The organism is Streptomyces asoensis (assembly GCF_013085465.1).
GTDB lineage: Bacteria > Actinomycetota > Actinomycetes > Streptomycetales > Streptomycetaceae > Streptomyces > Streptomyces cacaoi_A.
Genome location: NZ_CP049838.1, coordinates 3387073 through 3404254, shown reverse-complemented (window position 1 = coordinate 3404254; position 17182 = coordinate 3387073). Strand labels below are relative to the sequence as shown.

Below are 17182 nucleotides of genomic sequence, written 5' to 3'. Positions count from 1 at the left end.
CGTGAGCAGCACATCCCAACCCGAGGCAGGCCCTCCGCCGGAGGCCGAAGCCACCGCCCATCTCACCGATGCCGGCACCGCCGCCCCCGGGTGGCTCCGGGAGGCCCGTCGGCTCGCCGAGGACCACGGGCAGGACCACATCCGGGAGGCCCTGGCCCTGCTAGCCGCCGGACGCGGCCGTCCCGCGTTCCGGATCGCGGTGGTGGGCGAGTTCAACCGCGGCAAGTCCACCCTGATCAACCGGCTCCTGGGCCGTGACCTCCTGCCGACGGGGCCCCTCCCGGTCACGCGGGCGCCTGTGGTGATCCGGGTCTCCGACGAGGAGGGGCTGACCCTCGGCTGGCCGGACGGCCGCCGTGAACTGCGCAAGCTCGACGACGGCACCCTTTGGGACGGGCTGACCGGCCCCCCGGCGGAACGGGAGCCGGGTACTCCCGCCGGGCCCCCCGAACCGGCCATGACCGTGACGGTGGCCGACGACTGGCTCGCCGGTCTGGACGCCGAAGTTGTCGACACGCCGGGGGTCAACTCCGGTACGGAGGAGCAGTTCGAGCAAGTACGCCGGACCGCGGCCGGAAGCGACGCCGTGCTGTTCGTCGTCTCAGCCCTTTCCCCGATGAGCATCACGGAGCGGCGCCTCCTGGAGGAGGAGGTCCTGTGTCGGCACGTACCCTTCGTCGCCGTCGTCGTGACCATGCTGGACCTGGTGGACGGCGACGACCGCGAGGAGTCCGTGCAAGACCTCAGGAAGCGGCTGTCCGGTCTGGCCGGCCTGCCCGTGCTGACCGCCCCGGAGTCAGGCGGCGGAGAGTCCGAACTTGCCGCCCTGCGCTCGCTGTTGGAGGGCTACGCGCGGGACAGCGAACGGGCGCTGTGGCGCGACCGGGGCATCGCCGCCCAGGTGGCGGACCACTGCGAGGCCATGGCCCGGATCGCCGCCGAGGCCGACGCGGTCGGCCGGCTGCCGGAAGAGGAGGCGGCGGAACGGGCCAAGCTGGTGCAGGCGCTGCGGGAGAGCGAAGACAGGCAGTGGGAGCAGCTCCGGATCGACATGACGGGCCGTCAGCTCCATTTGGGCGTCCGGCTGCGTGAACATGTCCACAAGGGGCGCGACGGCATCATCGAACGGTTGCGCTGGGAACTGGAGCGCGCCTCCGAACCGGGAACCTGGTGGGAACGCGACCTGCCGGTCCGGCTGGGGCACGAACTGTCGCTGCTGGCCCGGAGCTCCGAGCGCACGGTCCTGCTGCCGGCCATGGCGGCCGACACCGACTGGCTGGACAGGGAAGTGGCACGCAGGCTGCCGGGCGCGGCACGCAGCCCGCTGCCCGCCACGCTGGAGCTGTCCACCGATCCGGACATCTCCGGCGAGGTCTCCAGCCTGTCCAGGACTCGGCTGGTCACCCGGCTGGGCGCGCAGGGCGGTTCGATCCTTGGTTGCCTGATCGCTGCCGACCGCCAGCGCCGGCGATCGGGCCTTGACCGGTTCGGCCCGCCACCGATGATCTACAGCAGCGCCCTCAGCCTGGTCGGCGGGCTGCTGGCCGAGGCGTACATCAGGAACGCCACCGAGGAGCAGCGCCGCCAGGTCGACGCCGTCCTGGTGCGAGCGGTCGACGAGAGCGCGGGGGTCTTCCAGCGGCGGGCCGTCGACGCGCTCGGTGATGTCTACGCGGACATGTTCGCCCGGCTCCGCGAATCCCACCGGGCCTGGGCGGACGCCCGGCGGGTGGCGGTCGAAGCGACATCGGCATCCGGTACGGACTGGCCGCGCCTGGCGAGCGCGGCGGCGGAGTTGGCCGCCCGCATCCGCTCCGCACTCGCCGACGGCGTGCGGGCCGAGGAGGAACAGGAATGAACCAAGGAGAGGACGGCCTGCTCATGACGACCGAAGAGGGCGGGTACGCTGCCGCCGCCGAGCAGCGGCTGCGGCTGGCCGAGATGTGCCGCCGGACGGAGAAGGTCGCCGAGCAGATCGGCAACGACGGCGCCGTCAGGAATGTGACGGCGTTGCTCGAACGGATCGAGAACGAGGTCTTCCGCGTGATGGTGGTCGGCGACTTCAAACGCGGGAAATCCACCTTCGTCAACGCCCTGCTGGGAGACTCCGTTCTGCCTGTGAAGGCGGTTCCCGCCACTGCCGTGGTCACCGAGGTTAGGTTCGGCGAGTCGCCGGCCGCGCTGCTGTGGACAGCGGACGCGGCCGAGCCCGAAGCCGTCGACCCGGACCGGCTCATCGACCTCATCACGGTGAACCACAAGTCCGGCGACGAGCGCAGTCCGTACGTCAAGGCCGAGGTGGTCTGGCCGCTGGAGCTGTGCCGCCACAACGTCGTACTGATCGACTCGCCCGGCCTCAACGCGTACGAGACCCACGACGACATCACCCTCACGCATCTCAGCAAGGCCGACGCGGTGATCTTCCTGCAGCACGCGATCGCCCCGATGAGCATCAGCGAGTCCACGTTCCTGAAGAAGTACCTGAGCGCGCACGACCCGTTCTTCGTCTTCACCTACTTCGACGCCATCGACGATCACGAGCGCGACGACGTCATGGCCTCCGCCCGGCGCCGCGTCACCGATCTGCGGGGCGAGGACCGGGACCGGAGCCGGTTCTTCTTCGTCGACGGCAAGTCGGCGTTGCGCGCCCGGATGGCTGAGGACGACGAGGCGTTCCGCCGCACTGGTGTGGACGTGCTGGAGCAGGAGCTGGAACGGTATCTCGTGACCGAGCGGCACAAGGTCAAGCTGCTCGCCCCGGCCCGCTCTCTGCGCGGCGTCGCACGGGAACTGCGCCGCAACATCCCCTCCGAGCTCCAGATGCTCGAAGTGGAGAGCGGTGACCTGGAACGGAGCTGGGCTGCCGCCCAACAGCCCCTCAGGGAACTGGAGGCGCAGGCGCAGCAGATCACCCTGGACATCCGCAACGAGACCCGGGCGCTGCAGGACCGGGTGGAGACCCTGCTCGGGGGCTTCCTCGCGGCCGTCGCCGACGAGGCGCCGCTGGTCGCACAGGACGTAGAGATCACCACCACGCTCGGCATGAACCCCCTGAAAGCCAAGGTGCGAGCCCAGCAGGTGGCGGAGGAGATCGCCGGCGGCACGGCGAAGGCGATGGAGGAGAAGGTCGCCCTCTGGGTGGGCGAGTCGCTGAAACCCGTGATCGAGCAGGACCTGGAACGGCTCGCCGAACGGATGAACGCCGAACTGACCTCCTTCGAGGCGGCCCTGGAGAAACTCCGGATCGACCTGCACGGGGCGTCCGGGGCGGCCGACGCGGGCGAAGGCCGGGAGGACGAGCCGCTGACCAAGTTCCTGGCGGGCTTGGGCGGGTTCGTGCTCAGCGGGCCGGCGGGTGCCCTGGTCGGAGCGCGGTTCGGGGCGAAGGAGGCGCTGCGTACCTTCCTGCCCGCCTTCGCCATCGGCGCGGCCTGGGCGCTCACCCCGTTCGGGTTGCCCGTGCTGGTGGCGGCCCTGATCGGTCAGGGTTTCCTCCAAGGCAAAGGCGCCGGTGAGCGCGTGGAGAAGAAGATGCGGGAGGAGATCGGCCGCGCGATGGCCACCCAGTTGCGGTTGACCGCGCCGAAGGAGGCCCAGAAGGCCGCCCGGGCCTTCGCCGCGGACACCATGGAGCCCATGCAGCGGGAGATCACGCAGGGCATGTCCTCCCGGATCGAGGAACTCACCCGCAGTGTGGTTTCCGCCCGTCAGGCCCTGGACCAGGGCGAGGAGGCGGTCGAGCGGCGCCGCGGCGAACTGAACCGGCTGGACGGGCTCCTGAGCCGCGCCGACGACGAGATCAGTGACATGGTCGCTGAGTTGACGAGGATGTGATGGCCCGTTACCGCAGACGGCTGTGCCTGGCCGTGGACCTGCGCCAATACAGCCGTCACGGCTACCGCGCGCAGGAGGACGCGCAGTACCGGCTCCGGCTCGTGGTCGAGCACGCGCTGCGCCGGGCCCGGGTGCTGCGCGTCCGTGCCCAGCAGCAGGTGCAGGGGGATGGCCAACTGGTGGTCTTCCCGGCCAGGATCGACGCCGTACGCGTGGTCCCGGCGCTGATCCTCGGCCTGCGTGACGGCCTCTACCAGGCGAACCGCACACCCGGTGCTTTCGGCCGGATGCGAATGCGGGCCGCTCTCGCGCTGGGATCGGTCTCCCGGGCCGACCGCGGTTACCTGGGCGACTCCGTGGTGCTGGTCAACCGGCTAGCCGACGCGGACGGACTGCGCGACGCTCTCGAAAACGAAGACGGCAGCGACTTGGCGCTGGCCGTGCCGGACGAGATGTACCGGGACGTGATCCTGCCCGACGGGCGTGGTCTGGCCGCCGAGTTCCACCGGATCGACGTGGCCGTCGTGAAGAAGGAGTTCGCCTGCGGTGCCTGGCTGTATGTGCCGCCCTCGGCTCCGGTCCGGGATTCCCGGCCGGAGCCGGTGATCTGGGGGCATTCGCCGGCCCATACGGCGATGCGTGAGTTCGTCGTACCGGCACTGGGTGTCGCGCACGTGGCGGCCGCGGTGATTTCTCACGGTCAGACGCTGCGGGAGTGGGCGCTGGCCGTCCCTGACACGGGCGTCTCGTACGGGGGCGGCAATGAGGACTTCGACGGCCCGGACGAGATGGATGCGCGCGACGGTGATAGCGCAGACGGCCACCGCACGGGAGGCCAGCAGCCGGGCGCCCACCACTGGGGCGCCCACCAGGGGAGTGCCCACCTGGGGAGCGGCCATCACGGGAGCGGGCACCCCGGAACCCCCCGGCTCCCGGGCCCGCATCACGCTGACGTGCATCACACCGCCCCGCATTACGGGGACCTGCACCATCCCGATTCCCATGGCACGGGTCCGCACCATCAGGACGCGCATCACGACGAGGTGCATCACCCTGCTCCGTACCATGCCGACCTGTACCACCAGGACGCGGATTACGCCGACGCGCATCACGACGAGGTGCATCACCCTGCTCCGTACCACGGCGACCCGTACCACCAGGATCCTTACCACCCCGACCCCCATCGCGACGATCCGGGACACCACGACCCCGTCGACCACGACCCCGGCCACCACTTCCACCACGGCGGGCACTGAGTGATGGCCGAACATGACGCGACTGCAAGGGAGTTGGCGGCAGCGGTTGCCGCGATGGCGTCGTTCCAGCAGGTCACGCAGCAGGCGGATACCAAGGCGGGGACCCTGGTCACGGTGCACGTGGGGCTCGCGGCAGTGGTGTCCGCGCAGATCGGGTCGGTCGGCGCTCCGGCGCCGACGGATCTGCCGGCCGTACTGTTCTGGCTGGCTTGCCTCGCCTACGTGCTCACCTTCACTGTGTCCGGATACCTGCTGGTGCAGGTCATCCGGCCGCGTACGGGGCGGCACTCGGAGCCGAACAGGTTCTCCCTGGACGCGGCGGACCACGAGGGTGCCGACAGCGAGCGGCTGGCGGCCCAGGCATGGGCGACCGCGCACGCCATCGCGAGGATCGCCGCCTTGAAGAACGTCTACACCAGCCGCGCCGTCGGCTGGTTGGGCGCGATGGTTGTCGCGGCGGCCCTGTGGCTGGTGTTCGCGGGGACGGTCCGTTGAGCGGAGTCGGCGGCGATCGTGAGTTCGGGTAGGTCCCTGACGAGGACCCGGCGGTAGCCGGTTTCGACGACGCCCCGCTCGCGCAAGGAACGCAGTACCCGGTGCACACTCGGTTCGGAGGCGCCGACCAGTTCCGCCAACTCGGGCTGGGTCAGCGCCACTCCGATCGAGACCCCGGTCGCGCAGGGGCGCCCGTAGGCCCTGGCCAACTCCAGCAGGACCCGGGCCACCCGCGTCCCCACCGGGCAACTGCCGAAGTCCTGCCGTCGCCGTGTCGCCCAGCGCAGCTTCCCGGCCACTGCGCACATCACGGCCTGCGCCGACTCCTCGTACGCCGCGAGGAAGTCCAGGAACTGCTGGCGGCCTATCAGCTTCGCGCTGCCCGTACCGGCGGCCACAACGGTGGCGACCCGGGGCTGGGCGTCGAAACAGGCCAGCTCGCCGACGAGGTCACCACCGGCCCGGACGGCCAACAGTGCCTCGCGATCGTCCTGCGTCCTGGCAAGCACCTTGTACCAACCGCTCAGCAGGAGGAACACGTACGAGCCGTACTCGCCCTCCCGTAGCAGCCGTTCGCCCCGCTCGAAGCGCACCCGCCGCCCGAGCCGGATCATCTGCTCGCGGGGCTCCTCGGAGAGTCCGCCGAGAAGGCTCGCCGTCGGCCAGTGACTGTGTCCCGGCCGTTGAGCGGATCCGCCGCCCCCCATCGGTAACGCCATGTGCGGGACCCTTCGAATCGCTGTTCGTTTTTGGTGGAGATGCATCCTGCTGACCTATTATGGGCTGACCGGGGGGTTTTGGGCCCTGAGAATCCCTATCTTGCTGTCGCGCCCTGCCCTTTTCGTCGTCGCGCTCAGTCGTAGCGGGTGGCGCAAAATGGCGCTCGTGTCTCCTGAAGCCGTGCGGCTCGAGTGGGCCGGTGCTCTAGTGCAGCGCAGTCAGGGGCAGCTTCAACGTGCCGGTATGAATGGAAATCCGCTGCGCATGGTTTCCGGTCCCGGTCCCCAACTGTGCAGACTCCGTTTGAGCTGGGGGCGCTTGTCCATCCGGGACGTGTTCGGGACGCTGGTTGGACACAAGGATAGGAACAGGCTGACAAAGACTGAGAAGGGGAGATGCCCCGAACCCTCTCTGAGCTGCAAAAACGTCAAGGATGAGCGTAGATCGACAAGGGCCGCCAAGATCCTCGAAGGACTCATAATCCGTCGGCCGTGGGTTCGAGTCCCACCCGCCCCACCTGTGCAGGCTTCTGACCTGCGGAAACGTTCATTTTTGGGTGCCGGACCGTCAACTTTGCCTGAACGGACTGAATCCGCTGCTCGGGGGTTTGGGGTCCGGCGGCGCTCGGGGCACCTCCAACTCCTCTGACCTGCGGTGGAGTGGGAGATCAAGGTTGTTGCCGGCTGCCGGGACGGCCGCTCTGGGGCTCGATGCCAAGATCCAGGGGCCGGGCAGGGGCCGGGGCGACGCCGACGTGTCCAGGCCGACGGTGTCCCCGGGCAGGTTCGTTGTCCCATCTGCTTGTTGTGGGGGCGTGGGGCTGCCGTCCACGGCGTGGTCAGTGGAGTATCGGGCCAGCAGCGGAGGCGGCGCAGATGCCGGCACCTCTCGTGCGCAGGCCGGCGTACGGCGAGACCTGGCCTGCCTGCGCTGTGGAGAGACTGTCGCCTTCGTGCCGCTCGATCCTCGATGTCGTTCAGGGGCCAGTTGAGAATCCCCGGCGGCGGCCAATAAGCGGGGAGGTATCCGGCCGCTGGTCGTTGCTCGCAGTTGCCCATGTGCTGCGCTGCTCGCGACGTGGGTAGCGTCATGCGGGTGGCGAGCGAAGACGTTGTGCAAGATCACCCTCATCGGCAGATCGTGCGTATCGGTGACACGATCCGCAGGCCCGTTCAGCCATGGACTGTGACGGTTCATTCACTGCTGCGACATCTGGAAGCGGTGGGTTTTCCGTACGCGCCCCGAGCCCTGGGGTTCGACGAGCAGGGCCGCGAGGTCCTGAGTTATCTCGAAGGGGAGTCAGGGTCGGCGGGCTGGGCCAAGGTGGTGAACGAGCGAGGTCTGTCTGCGTTTGCCCGGCTGCTGCGTGAATTCCATGACGCGACCGTGGGCTTCTCCCCGCCGGAGGGAGCGGCCTGGGCCGTCGGCGCGGGCGGCGAGTCCGTCGAAGGCGAGGCGATCTGCCACGGAGACTTCGGCCCGTGGAACGTCGTGTGGCAGGATCACCGGCCCGTGGGGATCATCGACTGGGACTTCGCACGCCCGGCTCCGCGACTGCACGATGTGGCCTACGCGCTCGAGTACGTTGCCCCCTTCCGCAGCGACGCCGAGTGCCTGAGGTGGCTGCGCTTCCCGGAACCGCCCGACCGCCGTAGGCGCCTGGAACTGTTCTGCACCGCCTACGGCCTTCCCGCGGCGCCCGGCATGGTTGATGCCGTCATCGCCAGGCAGCAGGAGAACATCGAACTCGTACGCTGCTTGGCAGGGCAAGGCCATGAACCCCAGGCGACCTGGGTCGCTGAGGGCTTGCTCCAGGAACTTGACGGCAGGGTGGTCTGGAGCCAGTCGAACCGAAGCCTGTTCGAGAACTGACCCGTTCCGTCTTCCCGTCGCCACCCAGGGCATCGTGACGGGACGTGTTTCTGAAGACCCGAGGGCTGGCCAACCTGACCGGCCCGGTCGCGCATCTGCCATTATAACGTCAGTGGTGTATGCTGTCAGTGTAATAAATTGCAGATGGGGACGCCTGCATGGCTTGGAGGATCGTCGTGGTCGAACCGGCTCTTTCGTGGCTTCACGGACTGCGCCGCACCGACCGCGAAACGCTGATTCAGGTCAGCCAGGCTGTCACTGCCCTTCAGGAGGAAGGTCCCGCGCTGGGTCGGCCCCTGGTGGACACGATCAAGGGCTCGGTGCTGCCGAGCCTCAAGGAGCTCCGCCCCGGCTCGGCAGGGGCCACGGAAGTGCGGTTGCTGTTCGTGTTCGACCCGGACCGCCAGGCCGTGATCCTGGTCGGCGGTGACAAGGCGGGTAACTGGTCCGGCTGGTACGGCGTCGCGGTGCCCCAGGCGGAGCAGGCGTACGCGGAGCATCTGAAGCGAATCGATGGAGAGGACGGGGCACGATGACTGATCACCTCAAGGATCCGCAGGCCGTCTCCTGGGGAGGCCTGGCCGAGGATTTCGCTTTCACCGATGCCGAAAAGGACCAGATCCAGAAGGGGGCGCAGGCGATGGTCCTGGCCTCCCGTGTACATCGCCTCGCCGAATTGCGGAAGCGGCAGCACACCACACAGGTTCAGGTTGCCGAAGCCATGGGTGTTACCCAGGCCCGCGTCTCACGCATCGAGAAGGGTCAACTGGAGCGCAGTGAGGTCGACACCCTCGCCGCCTACGTCAAGGCGCTCGGCGGCAAGTTGAAGATCGTTGCTGACTTCGGCGATGAGAGCTACGTACTCGGCTGACCCGATCGACGCGCCGCTGCCCAGGTCGATGCGCAGTCCGGTGGACGGGACCGCCTCTTGACGTCCGGGACGATGCTCCACCCCGGTGCCTGGGATGGAGCATCATCGCGTCGGTAAGGGACTTCGCTGCGCGAAGGGTTCCAGCCCCTCGACTGAACTGGGCGGAGGCGGCTGCTGCTGTGGCAAGCGTCCAACTCATCGACCCTCAGGGGTCATTGAGGGGCCACAAGGACAGGAACAGGCCGACAAGCACTGTACAGGGCTGACATAGATCAGCATGTCTGACCTGCAAGAACGGCGTGAACCGGCACTGATCGGCAAGGGCCGCCAAGATCCTCGAAGGACTCATAATCCGTCGGCCGTGGGTTCGAGTCCCACCCGCCCCACCTTTGCACTCCTCCGACCTGCGGAAACGTTCCTTTCTCGGTGCTGTGGCAGCTACTTCCCGGTGCGTCGTCTCGTGGGACCGGTCTCCGAGGGCAGCGCCGTCAGTTGGCCGTCAGTTGAGCGTCCACTTCTGGTTGGTCCCGCTGTTGCACGTCCACAGGTCGATCTTGGTCCCGTTGGTCGTGCCGCTGCTGACGGCGTCGAGGCAGAGCCCGGACTGGTTGTTGGTGATGGTGCCGTTGGAGTTGACGGTCCACTTCTGGTTGGTGCCGCCGGTGCAGTCCCAGATGATGACCTTCGTACCGTTGGTGGTGCCGCTGTTGTCGGCGTCGAGGCACTTGTTGCCGTAGGCCACGAGCTCGCCGCGCGACGTGGACGTGAAGGTCTGGTTGTGTCCGCCGACGCAGTCCCAGAAGGTGAGCTGGGTGCCGTTGGTGATCGAATTCTTGGCGATGTCGAGGCAGCGGCTGGAGCCGGCCCCGATGATCGCGTTGCCGTTGGTGCCCGCGATGCCCTGGAGGAGGACGGCGTCGAGGTTGGGCGACCAGGCGCCGCTGTTGGAGAACTTCATGGTGTTGGCGCCCTTGGCCATACCGACCAGCACGGAGACGGTGCCGGGAGTGGTCCAGGAGCCGGTCGGCGGGAACGAGACCACCGTGGGCTGCTGGCCGTTGACCTGGAGCGTCGCCTTACGGGCGGTGCTGTCGCCGTTCACGTAGGCGATGGTGGCGAGCTTCACGCCGGAGGCCGAGGCGTTGACGCCGTTGAACGTCAGGGTGTTGGCGGAGCCGTTGCCGATCCAGTCGACCAGCGAGCCGCCCGAGCAGTTCGCGCAGGAGTCGGTCGCGGCGGTACCGGCATGGGTGTTGGACGAGGACTCCGCCTCGTAGGTGGTGCCCGAGGCCTCGGTGCCGGAGACGGTGAGCAGCACCGCTTCGCCGGCCGGGACGCCGGCGGTGTAGCTCGTCGCGGAGCTGCCCGTGTTCGTCGCCGTCCATACGTCGCGCACGGAGGCGGAGGCCGTGGTCAGGCCCAGGTCGGACCAGCGGGCCGTGATGGAGGCGGCGGAGGAGGTGCGGTTGAGCAGCAGCACCGCACGCTTGCCGGTGCCCGAAAGGACCTTGCTGTAGACCTCCAGGCCCTTGGTGTCCTCGGCGACCTTGACGCCCTGGAGGCCGCGGGCGTCCTGGTCGATGGCGATGACCTCGGAGTTCTTGAGGATCGACGCGGTGGTGGAGCTCATGGTGGTGAGGTTGTTGCCGGCCAGCAGCGGGGCGCCGGAGATCGCCCACAGGCCCATGTGCGTGCGGTTCTGGGCGGCTGTGAAGCCGCTTATGCCGACCATGAGCATGTCCGGGTCGTTGTAGTAACCGGTGTGCTGGGACGAGGGGTGCAGCGTCTTGTCGAAGTTGGCCAGCATGTTGGCCGTGGACGGACTGTTGCCCCAGAAGAGGATGTCCGTGCTGGTGCGCCACATCGGGGCCGTGCCCGCGCCCCAGTTCCAGGGGTTGCCGGTGCCCCACTCGCAGAACGACAGGACCAGCTTGCGGCCGGTGATCGAGGTCGCGGCGTCGTTGGCTGCGCTGATCGCCTTGTAGGTGGTCTCCTGATCGAGGCCCTCGGCGTTGCCGCCGCACCAGTCGATCTTGACGAAGTCGTAGCCCCACTCCTGGAACGTCTGCATGTCCTGCTGGTAATGGCCCTCACTGCCGGTGTTGGGCGCCGCGGGCCTGGTGGTGGGGTAGTAGTAGCCGCAGCCCTGCTTGCCCGCGTCGGTGTAGATGCCCGCCTTCAGGCCCTTGCCGTGGATGTAGTCGGCCATGGCCTTCATGCCGCCGGGGAACAGGCTTTCGTCGGTGACGATCTTGCCGTTGCTGTCGCGGGCGCCCTGCCACCAGCCGTCGTCGATGTTGACGTACTTGTAGCCGGCGGCGGCCATTCCGGACGAGACAAGTGCGTCGGCCTGGGCCTTGATGGTGTTGTGGTCGATGCTGCTGGCGAAGCTGTTCCAGGAGGCCCAGCCCATTGGTGCCGGCGGAACCGCGACCTGGTTGGTGGTCACCGCGACCGGCTCGGTCCGGCCGAGGTCCGCCGACGGTGTCGGGCCACCGCCCATGGCCACGAACCCGGCGAGAGCCAGGCTCAGGACCAACACCTGGACGGCGATACGCCTTGTCCAGTGGGTCGCGGCGGTTCTCCCTGAAGACATGGAATCAACCCTTTCCTGATGCGAACGAACGGCAGCAGATGCGGACGTATGGGCCGGGAAATGTTAACGTTCACATTTTTGCTCCACAGGACTCGGCGACAGCGGCAGATGGCGTGGCGGAGAAGGTGCGGCAGGGCTTGCACGGGGAGAGCTCCGAGGTGAACCCCGTAAGTGGACCCCTGCGCGCCCCCGACATCGGGCGTTGACGCGTCGGTGACGCAGGGAGAAGTGTGAACGGTAACATTTGGCCCCCGCAATACTCCGCGTGGAACTTTTCTCTTCGCTTCGCGTCAGGGGAGGGCGGTCGGGAGGCTTCCAGGGCGCGCAGAAGGTGGCCTCGGGCTGTCGAAGAAGATCAGCACCGCTGCGGGTACGGTATGGCCGTCGATCCCGACTCCCTGGTCCAACGCCGCCGTCACCGTTGCCTGGCCAGTACCGACGAGGAGCCGTCCCCACCATGCAGGAAGCGACCCCCGCCCCCCGCTCCGCCGGGGGACCGCAGGCTCCGAAGACCGTCAGCATCCGGGACGTCGCCAAGGAGGCGGGCGTGTCCCACCAGACCGTCTCCCGGGTCGTCAACGGCCACCCCCGGGTCAAGGACTCGACCCGGGCCCGGGTCCTGGACGTCATCGCCGAGATGGGCTACACACCCAACCGGATGGCCAGGGCGCTGGCCGGCGGTGCGGTGCGCTCGGTGACCGTGCTGACCTCCGACACCTCTTTGTACGGTGCCTCGGCGACTCTGAAGGGCATCGAGGAGGCGGCGAGGGCGGCTGACTTCGCGGTGGGGATCAGCGTGCTCGACACCGGCTCGGCCCAGCAGCCCGCGGATGTCGCGGCCCGGGTCAGCCGGCCGGGGGAGGCGGTGCTGGTGATCGCCTTCGACGCGGCGGGCGTACGGGCATGGCAGGCGCTGCCGGCCGGGTTCCCGGCTGCGGCGGCGGTGGAACGGCCCGAGGACGGCAGCCCGGGCGGCCGGCCCCAGCTCTGGCTGGACGACCGGGCGGCCGCGGCCCAGGCCACCCGTTATCTCATCGGCCTCGGCCACGAGACCGTGCACTACCTGGCGATCCCGTCCTCCACCACCCGCATCGGCCAGCGCACCGAGGGCTGGCGCGACGCCCTGCGGGCGGCCGGCAGGCCCCTGCCGGAACCGCTCGACGCCGGCTGGAGCCCTCGCTCCGGCTACCTCGTCGCCCGCTCGCTGCTGGTCGACCCGTCGGTCACGGCCGTGCTCTGCGGCAACGACGACCTGGCACTCGGCGTACTGCGCGCGGCCAGGGAGGCGGGCCGGGACGTGCCGGGCGACCTGAGCGTGGTGGGCTTCGACGACGCCCCCCATTCCGCCTACGCGCACCCCGCCCTGACTACCGTCCGCCTCGACTTCGAAGGCCTCGGCCGGGGCTGCTTCGGCCTGCTCCACCGGCTCCTCGAGCCCGATACCGCCCCGGCCCTGCCCCTGTGGGCCGAGCCGGAGCTGATCGTGCGGGAGAGCAGCGGCCCGGCCCCGTCACGGCGTGACCGGCCCCTGTGAGGCGAGGCTCCCTCCTGGGTCAGGTCGTCGGCAGTTCCTCCGCGGGGAGGCGGCCCGCGCGTACCGCGTCGACCAGGGCCTGGTGGTCGCGTTCGTTCTGGTCGGCGTAGGCCTCGGCGAAGGTGGTGAGTGCTCGGTCGAACGAGTCGCCGCCGCCCAGGTAGGCGGCGATCGCGATGCGGTCGCCGGACCGGGCGTGCGCGCGAGCCAGGGTGGCCCCGCACAGTTCGCCGAACGCCTGCATGTCCTTCGGCCGCATCCGCTCCGGCATGGCGATGCCCTTCCAGTCGCGCAGTTGGCGGACGTAGAAGTCGCGCTGCTTGCCGTCGATGCCGTCCACCCGTTCCCAGCCGAGGAAGATGTCGCTCGTGGCCTGCATCAGCCGCTGGCCCGAGACCACCCGCTCGCCCTGGTTGCGGTACCGGCTCGTGCCGACGTGTGCGGCCAGTACGGAGGTGTCGGCCTCCTTGGCCTGGAGGAAGAGCGGGTCCTGGTCGTTCCGGCCGAGCAGGAGGAAGATCCAGCATCGGGTGCCGACGCTGCCGACGCCGACCACCTTGCGGGCGACGTCCGCGAGTCGGTAGTCCTCCAGGAGCGTGCGCCGGTCGGAGGCGAGAGTGCGGCCGTACCGCTCGATGAGAGAGCGGAACTGGCGCTCCAGCGCGCTGCGTTCGATGTCCGGCAGCAGGTCGCCGGCCGGGACGAGCAGCGGGGGATCCGCCGCGATCCTGGGCCGGCCGTCGACCGTCTCGGTGAGCTTGTCGAAGGCCTGGAGGCTGTCGCGGGTGCGGGCCTTCGCCATGGCGCGGGCCAGGTTCTTCTGACCGCGCTTCGTTCCGTGGAGTCGGCCCGTGGCCAGGGTCTCGAGGAGGTCCGCGTCGATCTTCGCGTACCAGACGTCGAGGTTTCCCGTGCCCGCGAAGCGGATCATCGCCTCGCGGTACGAACGGACCGTGGAGCTCACGACGCGGGCGCGTTCGTCGTCGTCGAAGCCGTTCGCCCGGCCCGCGATGACGAGACTCGCCGAGAGCCGTTTGACGTCCCACTCCCAGGGGCCCGGCAGTGTCTCGTCGAAGTCGTTGATGTCGAACATCAACTGTCGCTCCGGCGAGGCGAGCAGACGGAAGTTCAGCAGGTGTGCGTCTCCGCACAGTTGGGCCGAGATTCCCGAGACCGGGCTGTCGGCCAGGTCGGATGCCATGATCGCGGCGGCGCCCCGGTAGAAGCGGAACGGGGACTCCATCATCCGGCCGTAGCGGATCGGGACGAGTTCGGGCACCCGTGCCGCGGACTGCGCCTCCAGGATCGCCAGCGGGTCCGGCCGGTCGGGAGACGGCCGGTACACGGCGTGGCCCGACCGCGGTGAGATGCGCCGCGCCTCCTTGCCGAGAGCCACGCGGTCCGCGGGCGTGGTGTGGGGTGCGGCGCGCATGGCCGTGGTCGCGTTCTGGGACATCGAAGACCCTCCTGCCTGGCCCTGCGGCCGTGGGGACGCCCCGGCACCGGACACGTCGCCAGGCACGGGGCACCACGGAACAGAAGGGCAGCTCCGTGGCCTTCTGCCCGAGGTCGGCCGCGCGGATCGTCGATGATGCCGGGTGGGCGTCTGCTCTCAGCCCCGCGCCTCGATCTCGGCATCGGCGACGGCGATGGCGATGCCGAGTGCCGCGGCGATGTTGCCCGCTGCCGTCATAACGCGGGCGGTGCCCACGATGGGCGCGATGGCGACCAGGACGTCCTGAAGCTGGTCTGCGGTCATGCCCGCCCTGAGGGCGGGGTCGATGTGGGCCGCGTAGGAGATGGGCGGGGCGTCCGAGGCGGCGAGTGCCGCGATGCGGGTGAGCAGAAGCATGTCCGGGGCCAGCCCGCATCGTTCGATCGAGTCGACCGTCATGGCGGCGAGGGTGTCCAGGACAGGGGTGTCGGATGCAGTGGACATGGCGCATGCCCTCCTGGTGAGTTTCGAGCCCGAGGGAGATGTAGGGCGGAAGGAACCGAGTTCCGCGAAGGTGGGGTTCCCCTCAACCGTAGAACCCATCCGGGCCTCGCGCATGGCGCGCTCGTGGTCAGCCGCGCCATGGCGGCCGAGCCGACAGGTCCCGCCCGTTCCGGCGCCGGCGGAGGGGAGCAAGAGCGCGAAGCGGTCCGCTCACGGACGACGGTCTCTCAGCTCAGGGCCAGCTTTCGCAGTTGCCGCCAGTTCATGGGGGCCCTCGTCCGGGGCACGCCGGGGCGGTGGCGTGGTACGCGGACGCGCAGAGCCCGGGGGTGGATCGTGCACTGTACGGGCGTCGGCAGGGTCAGTGCCTCACCGTCGACCCCGGCCTCGATCTCGGGCTCGTCCGCATCGATGACGACCTCCTGGGCGGTCAGGCTGGTGAGGCCGGGCGCGTGCCTCCCCGCGAGCAACTCGGCTGCCTGCGCGGCGTTGTCGACATTGACGCCCAGGACGCCGAGGGCACCTGAATCCAGGACCTCGCGGCGTCCGAGGCCGGCGAGGTCGCCCATCCGGTAGGGGTTGTTGCTGACGAGCACGGCCTGGGGCCCGTCGAAGGCCACGTCCGCGGTACGGACGGCCAGCCGGGGACCGCGTCGGTGGGTCAGCAGGTCGGGAAGCGTCTGGAGGATGGTGCCGACCTTGTCGTCGCGGTAGGCGGGACTCTGCACCACGGCCGCGTAGGTGCCGAAGGACGCGTTGTTGACAAAGGCTCGCTCACCGACGAAACCGATGTCGACCCGGAGTTCGACGCCGTCGGCGAGCGCGTCCAGGCAGGTCGACGGGTCGTCCCGGTCCAGGCCGAGGTCGAGGGCGAAGTGGTTGCGGGTTCCGGCCGAGATCACCATGAAGGGAATGCCGTGCCTGGCGGCGACTCCGGCGACCAGGGCCTGTGTGCCGTCACCGCCTGCGACTCCGAGGAGGTCGGCACCGTCTTCGACTGCCTTGTCGGCGAGCGCGACCACGTCCTGCTGATCAGCCGTGTCCAGCAGGAGGACGTCGGCGTCGAGCGCCTCGGCCTTCTCCTTGAGGTGGAACTTCCCCACCTTTCCCCCGCCTGATCGTGGATTCATGATGAGGAAGGGGTGCTGGGGAGGAGCAGTCCGCGTTTCCGGGGGCCCGGTCGGCTCGGCGTCCCTGCTGAGCGCCGCTCCGCCGACGGAGACCGCGAGGGCCCACAGGGCAAGGGAAGCGAGTACGACCCACAGCAGCTCCGCCCATGCGTAGAGCGCCAGCACCGCGAGCGGGGTGACGGCGGCCAGGGTGAAGGCGAGCAGCCTGCCGATGCCACGCAGGGTCAGTGCCCACCACAGGCTCGCTCCCGATATGGCCAGCCCGGCCAGACCGGTGGCCAGGAGCACGATGCTCTGGATTCCCGCGAACACGATCAGGATCACCACCGCGGCAAGCCCGGCCACGAGGGCAAGCCGTGCGGACCAACGCTGTACGAGGCGACCGCGCGCCCCGGAGTCCCTGTGCATGGAGCCTCCTGCCCGGTCGGGGGGCACGGCCGGCGCGACTGTGCGTGGCACCGCGTCCAGTGGTGTCCAGCGGCGATCCCCACCGTTGTCCGAGCGGAGGGGCGCGGGTCGACGGCGAACGCGCCCGGTCCGGGGCTGTCCGGGCCTCGATTCGGGCGTCTTTGCGTCCGCCTCGTTCGCCACCCCACGGGGAAGCACCTCGGCAGCGGTGCGGTCTGTCGACGGCCGCGACCGGGTACGGCTGCGACGGGGCCGGACTCGATGCGGTGCAGCTCCGCGCAAGCGCACTCCCGCCACCACCTGTCCATTGCACCACTCGGCGGTGTGCGCCGCATGCTCACCATCGCCGCCGCCGCGGCACGATGCACCGCGGTGATCCCCCGCCCGAAGCGATCGACACGCCGACACGGCGCGGATCCCCTCGCTGTCGAGCCTTCAGGTCGCCTGCGGGCCGGCGCTGCCACTCCCGGCGGCGGGCGGTCGACCGCGGCTCGCCCGTACGGACCGCCTGGGCGGGCAGTCTCGCC

General features: G+C 69.4%; 13 protein-coding genes and 1 tRNA gene. 9 read left to right on the top strand and 5 right to left on the bottom strand.

Annotated features, from left to right (window positions below):
* Position 1: 1 nt before the first annotated feature.
* From G9272_RS15255 to G9272_RS15240, 4 genes are read left to right on the top strand one after another with little or no spacing between them, the layout of a single operon-like run.
* Positions 2-1858 carry a dynamin family protein gene (locus tag G9272_RS15255; protein WP_171397093.1) on the top strand — a complete coding sequence of 619 codons (1857 nt, stop codon included), beginning with the start codon at positions 2-4 and terminating at the stop codon, positions 1856-1858.
* Positions 1855-3834 (top strand): dynamin family protein, encoded by a 1980-nt coding sequence (locus tag G9272_RS15250; RefSeq protein WP_171397092.1) that lies wholly within the window; start codon positions 1855-1857, stop codon positions 3832-3834. Before G9272_RS15255 ends, G9272_RS15250 begins: the two co-directional genes overlap by 4 nt.
* Entirely contained in the window at positions 3834-5090 is a 1257-nt protein-coding gene (locus G9272_RS15245; protein WP_171397091.1) for a hypothetical protein, read from the top strand. Before G9272_RS15250 ends, G9272_RS15245 begins: the two co-directional genes overlap by 1 nt.
* 3 nt (positions 5091-5093) lie before the next feature.
* Positions 5094-5585 carry a hypothetical protein gene (locus tag G9272_RS15240; protein WP_171397090.1) on the top strand — a complete coding sequence of 164 codons (492 nt, stop codon included), beginning with the start codon at positions 5094-5096 and terminating at the stop codon, positions 5583-5585.
* Here G9272_RS15240 and G9272_RS15235 read toward each other — a convergent pair.
* Positions 5501-6304 (bottom strand): Crp/Fnr family transcriptional regulator, encoded by an 804-nt coding sequence (locus G9272_RS15235; protein WP_253267810.1) that lies wholly within the window; start codon positions 6302-6304, stop codon positions 5501-5503. The two genes, G9272_RS15240 and G9272_RS15235, sit on opposite strands and share 85 nt — an antisense overlap.
* Positions 6305-6744: 440 nt before the next feature.
* Between G9272_RS15235 and G9272_RS15230 the strand changes: the two genes are divergently transcribed.
* The 4 genes from G9272_RS15230 (at position 6745) to G9272_RS15215 (ending at position 9048) form a co-directional block, all read left to right on the top strand.
* A tRNA-Met gene (locus G9272_RS15230) sits at positions 6745-6821 on the top strand.
* Between the two features lie 579 nt (positions 6822-7400).
* Positions 7401-8177, top strand: a complete 777-nt coding sequence (locus G9272_RS15225; RefSeq protein WP_253267809.1) for an aminoglycoside phosphotransferase family protein — start codon at positions 7401-7403, stop codon at positions 8175-8177.
* Between the two features lie 158 nt (positions 8178-8335).
* Positions 8336-8713, top strand: coding sequence for a type II toxin-antitoxin system RelE/ParE family toxin (locus tag G9272_RS15220; protein ID WP_171397088.1), 378 nt, complete (start codon positions 8336-8338; stop codon positions 8711-8713).
* Entirely contained in the window at positions 8710-9048 is a 339-nt protein-coding gene (locus G9272_RS15215; RefSeq protein ID WP_171397087.1) for an XRE family transcriptional regulator, read from the top strand. Before G9272_RS15220 ends, G9272_RS15215 begins: the two co-directional genes overlap by 4 nt.
* Before the next feature lie 499 nt (positions 9049-9547).
* On the opposite strand, the gene G9272_RS15210 is transcribed toward G9272_RS15215, so the two are convergent.
* Positions 9548-11644 (bottom strand): RICIN domain-containing protein, encoded by a 2097-nt coding sequence (locus tag G9272_RS15210; RefSeq protein ID WP_171397086.1) that lies wholly within the window; start codon positions 11642-11644, stop codon positions 9548-9550.
* 457 nt (positions 11645-12101) lie between these two features.
* On the opposite strand from G9272_RS15210, the gene G9272_RS15205 reads away from it, so the two are divergent.
* Positions 12102-13178: a LacI family DNA-binding transcriptional regulator gene (locus G9272_RS15205; RefSeq protein ID WP_171397085.1), complete on the top strand. Its 1077-nt coding sequence runs from the start codon at positions 12102-12104 to the stop codon at positions 13176-13178.
* Positions 13179-13197: 19 nt separating this feature from the next.
* On the opposite strand, the gene G9272_RS15200 is transcribed toward G9272_RS15205, so the two are convergent.
* The 3 genes from G9272_RS15200 to G9272_RS15190 form a co-directional block, all read right to left on the bottom strand.
* Positions 13198-14634 carry a DUF2252 domain-containing protein gene (locus G9272_RS15200; RefSeq protein ID WP_171397084.1) on the bottom strand — a complete coding sequence of 479 codons (1437 nt, stop codon included), beginning with the start codon at positions 14632-14634 and terminating at the stop codon, positions 13198-13200.
* A gap of 156 nt (positions 14635-14790) precedes the next feature.
* The gene (locus G9272_RS15195; RefSeq protein WP_171397083.1) at positions 14791-15117 is read right to left on the bottom strand and encodes a carboxymuconolactone decarboxylase family protein; all 327 of its coding nucleotides are present in this window, start codon (positions 15115-15117) and stop codon (positions 14791-14793) included.
* Between the two features lie 227 nt (positions 15118-15344).
* The gene (locus G9272_RS15190; protein ID WP_171397082.1) at positions 15345-16655 is read right to left on the bottom strand and encodes a diacylglycerol/lipid kinase family protein; all 1311 of its coding nucleotides are present in this window, start codon (positions 16653-16655) and stop codon (positions 15345-15347) included.
* Positions 16656-17182 lie beyond the last annotated feature (527 nt).

Coding starts and splice junctions, on each gene's coding strand:
- G9272_RS15240 (WP_171397090.1), top strand. CDS start 5,094: ATGGCCGAACATGACGCGACTGCAAGGGAGTTGGCGGCAGCGGTTGCC.
- G9272_RS15200 (WP_171397084.1), bottom strand. CDS start 14,634: ATGTCCCAGAACGCGACCACGGCCATGCGCGCCGCACCCCACACCACG.
- G9272_RS15210 (WP_171397086.1), bottom strand. CDS start 11,644: ATGTCTTCAGGGAGAACCGCCGCGACCCACTGGACAAGGCGTATCGCC.
- G9272_RS15195 (WP_171397083.1), bottom strand. CDS start 15,117: ATGTCCACTGCATCCGACACCCCTGTCCTGGACACCCTCGCCGCCATG.
- G9272_RS15235 (WP_253267810.1), bottom strand. CDS start 6,304: ATGGCGTTACCGATGGGGGGCGGCGGATCCGCTCAACGGCCGGGACAC.
- G9272_RS15220 (WP_171397088.1), top strand. CDS start 8,336: ATGGCTTGGAGGATCGTCGTGGTCGAACCGGCTCTTTCGTGGCTTCAC.
- G9272_RS15205 (WP_171397085.1), top strand. CDS start 12,102: ATGCAGGAAGCGACCCCCGCCCCCCGCTCCGCCGGGGGACCGCAGGCT.
- G9272_RS15215 (WP_171397087.1), top strand. CDS start 8,710: ATGACTGATCACCTCAAGGATCCGCAGGCCGTCTCCTGGGGAGGCCTG.
- G9272_RS15245 (WP_171397091.1), top strand. CDS start 3,834: ATGGCCCGTTACCGCAGACGGCTGTGCCTGGCCGTGGACCTGCGCCAA.
- G9272_RS15190 (WP_171397082.1), bottom strand. CDS start 16,655: ATGCACAGGGACTCCGGGGCGCGCGGTCGCCTCGTACAGCGTTGGTCC.
- G9272_RS15250 (WP_171397092.1), top strand. CDS start 1,855: ATGAACCAAGGAGAGGACGGCCTGCTCATGACGACCGAAGAGGGCGGG.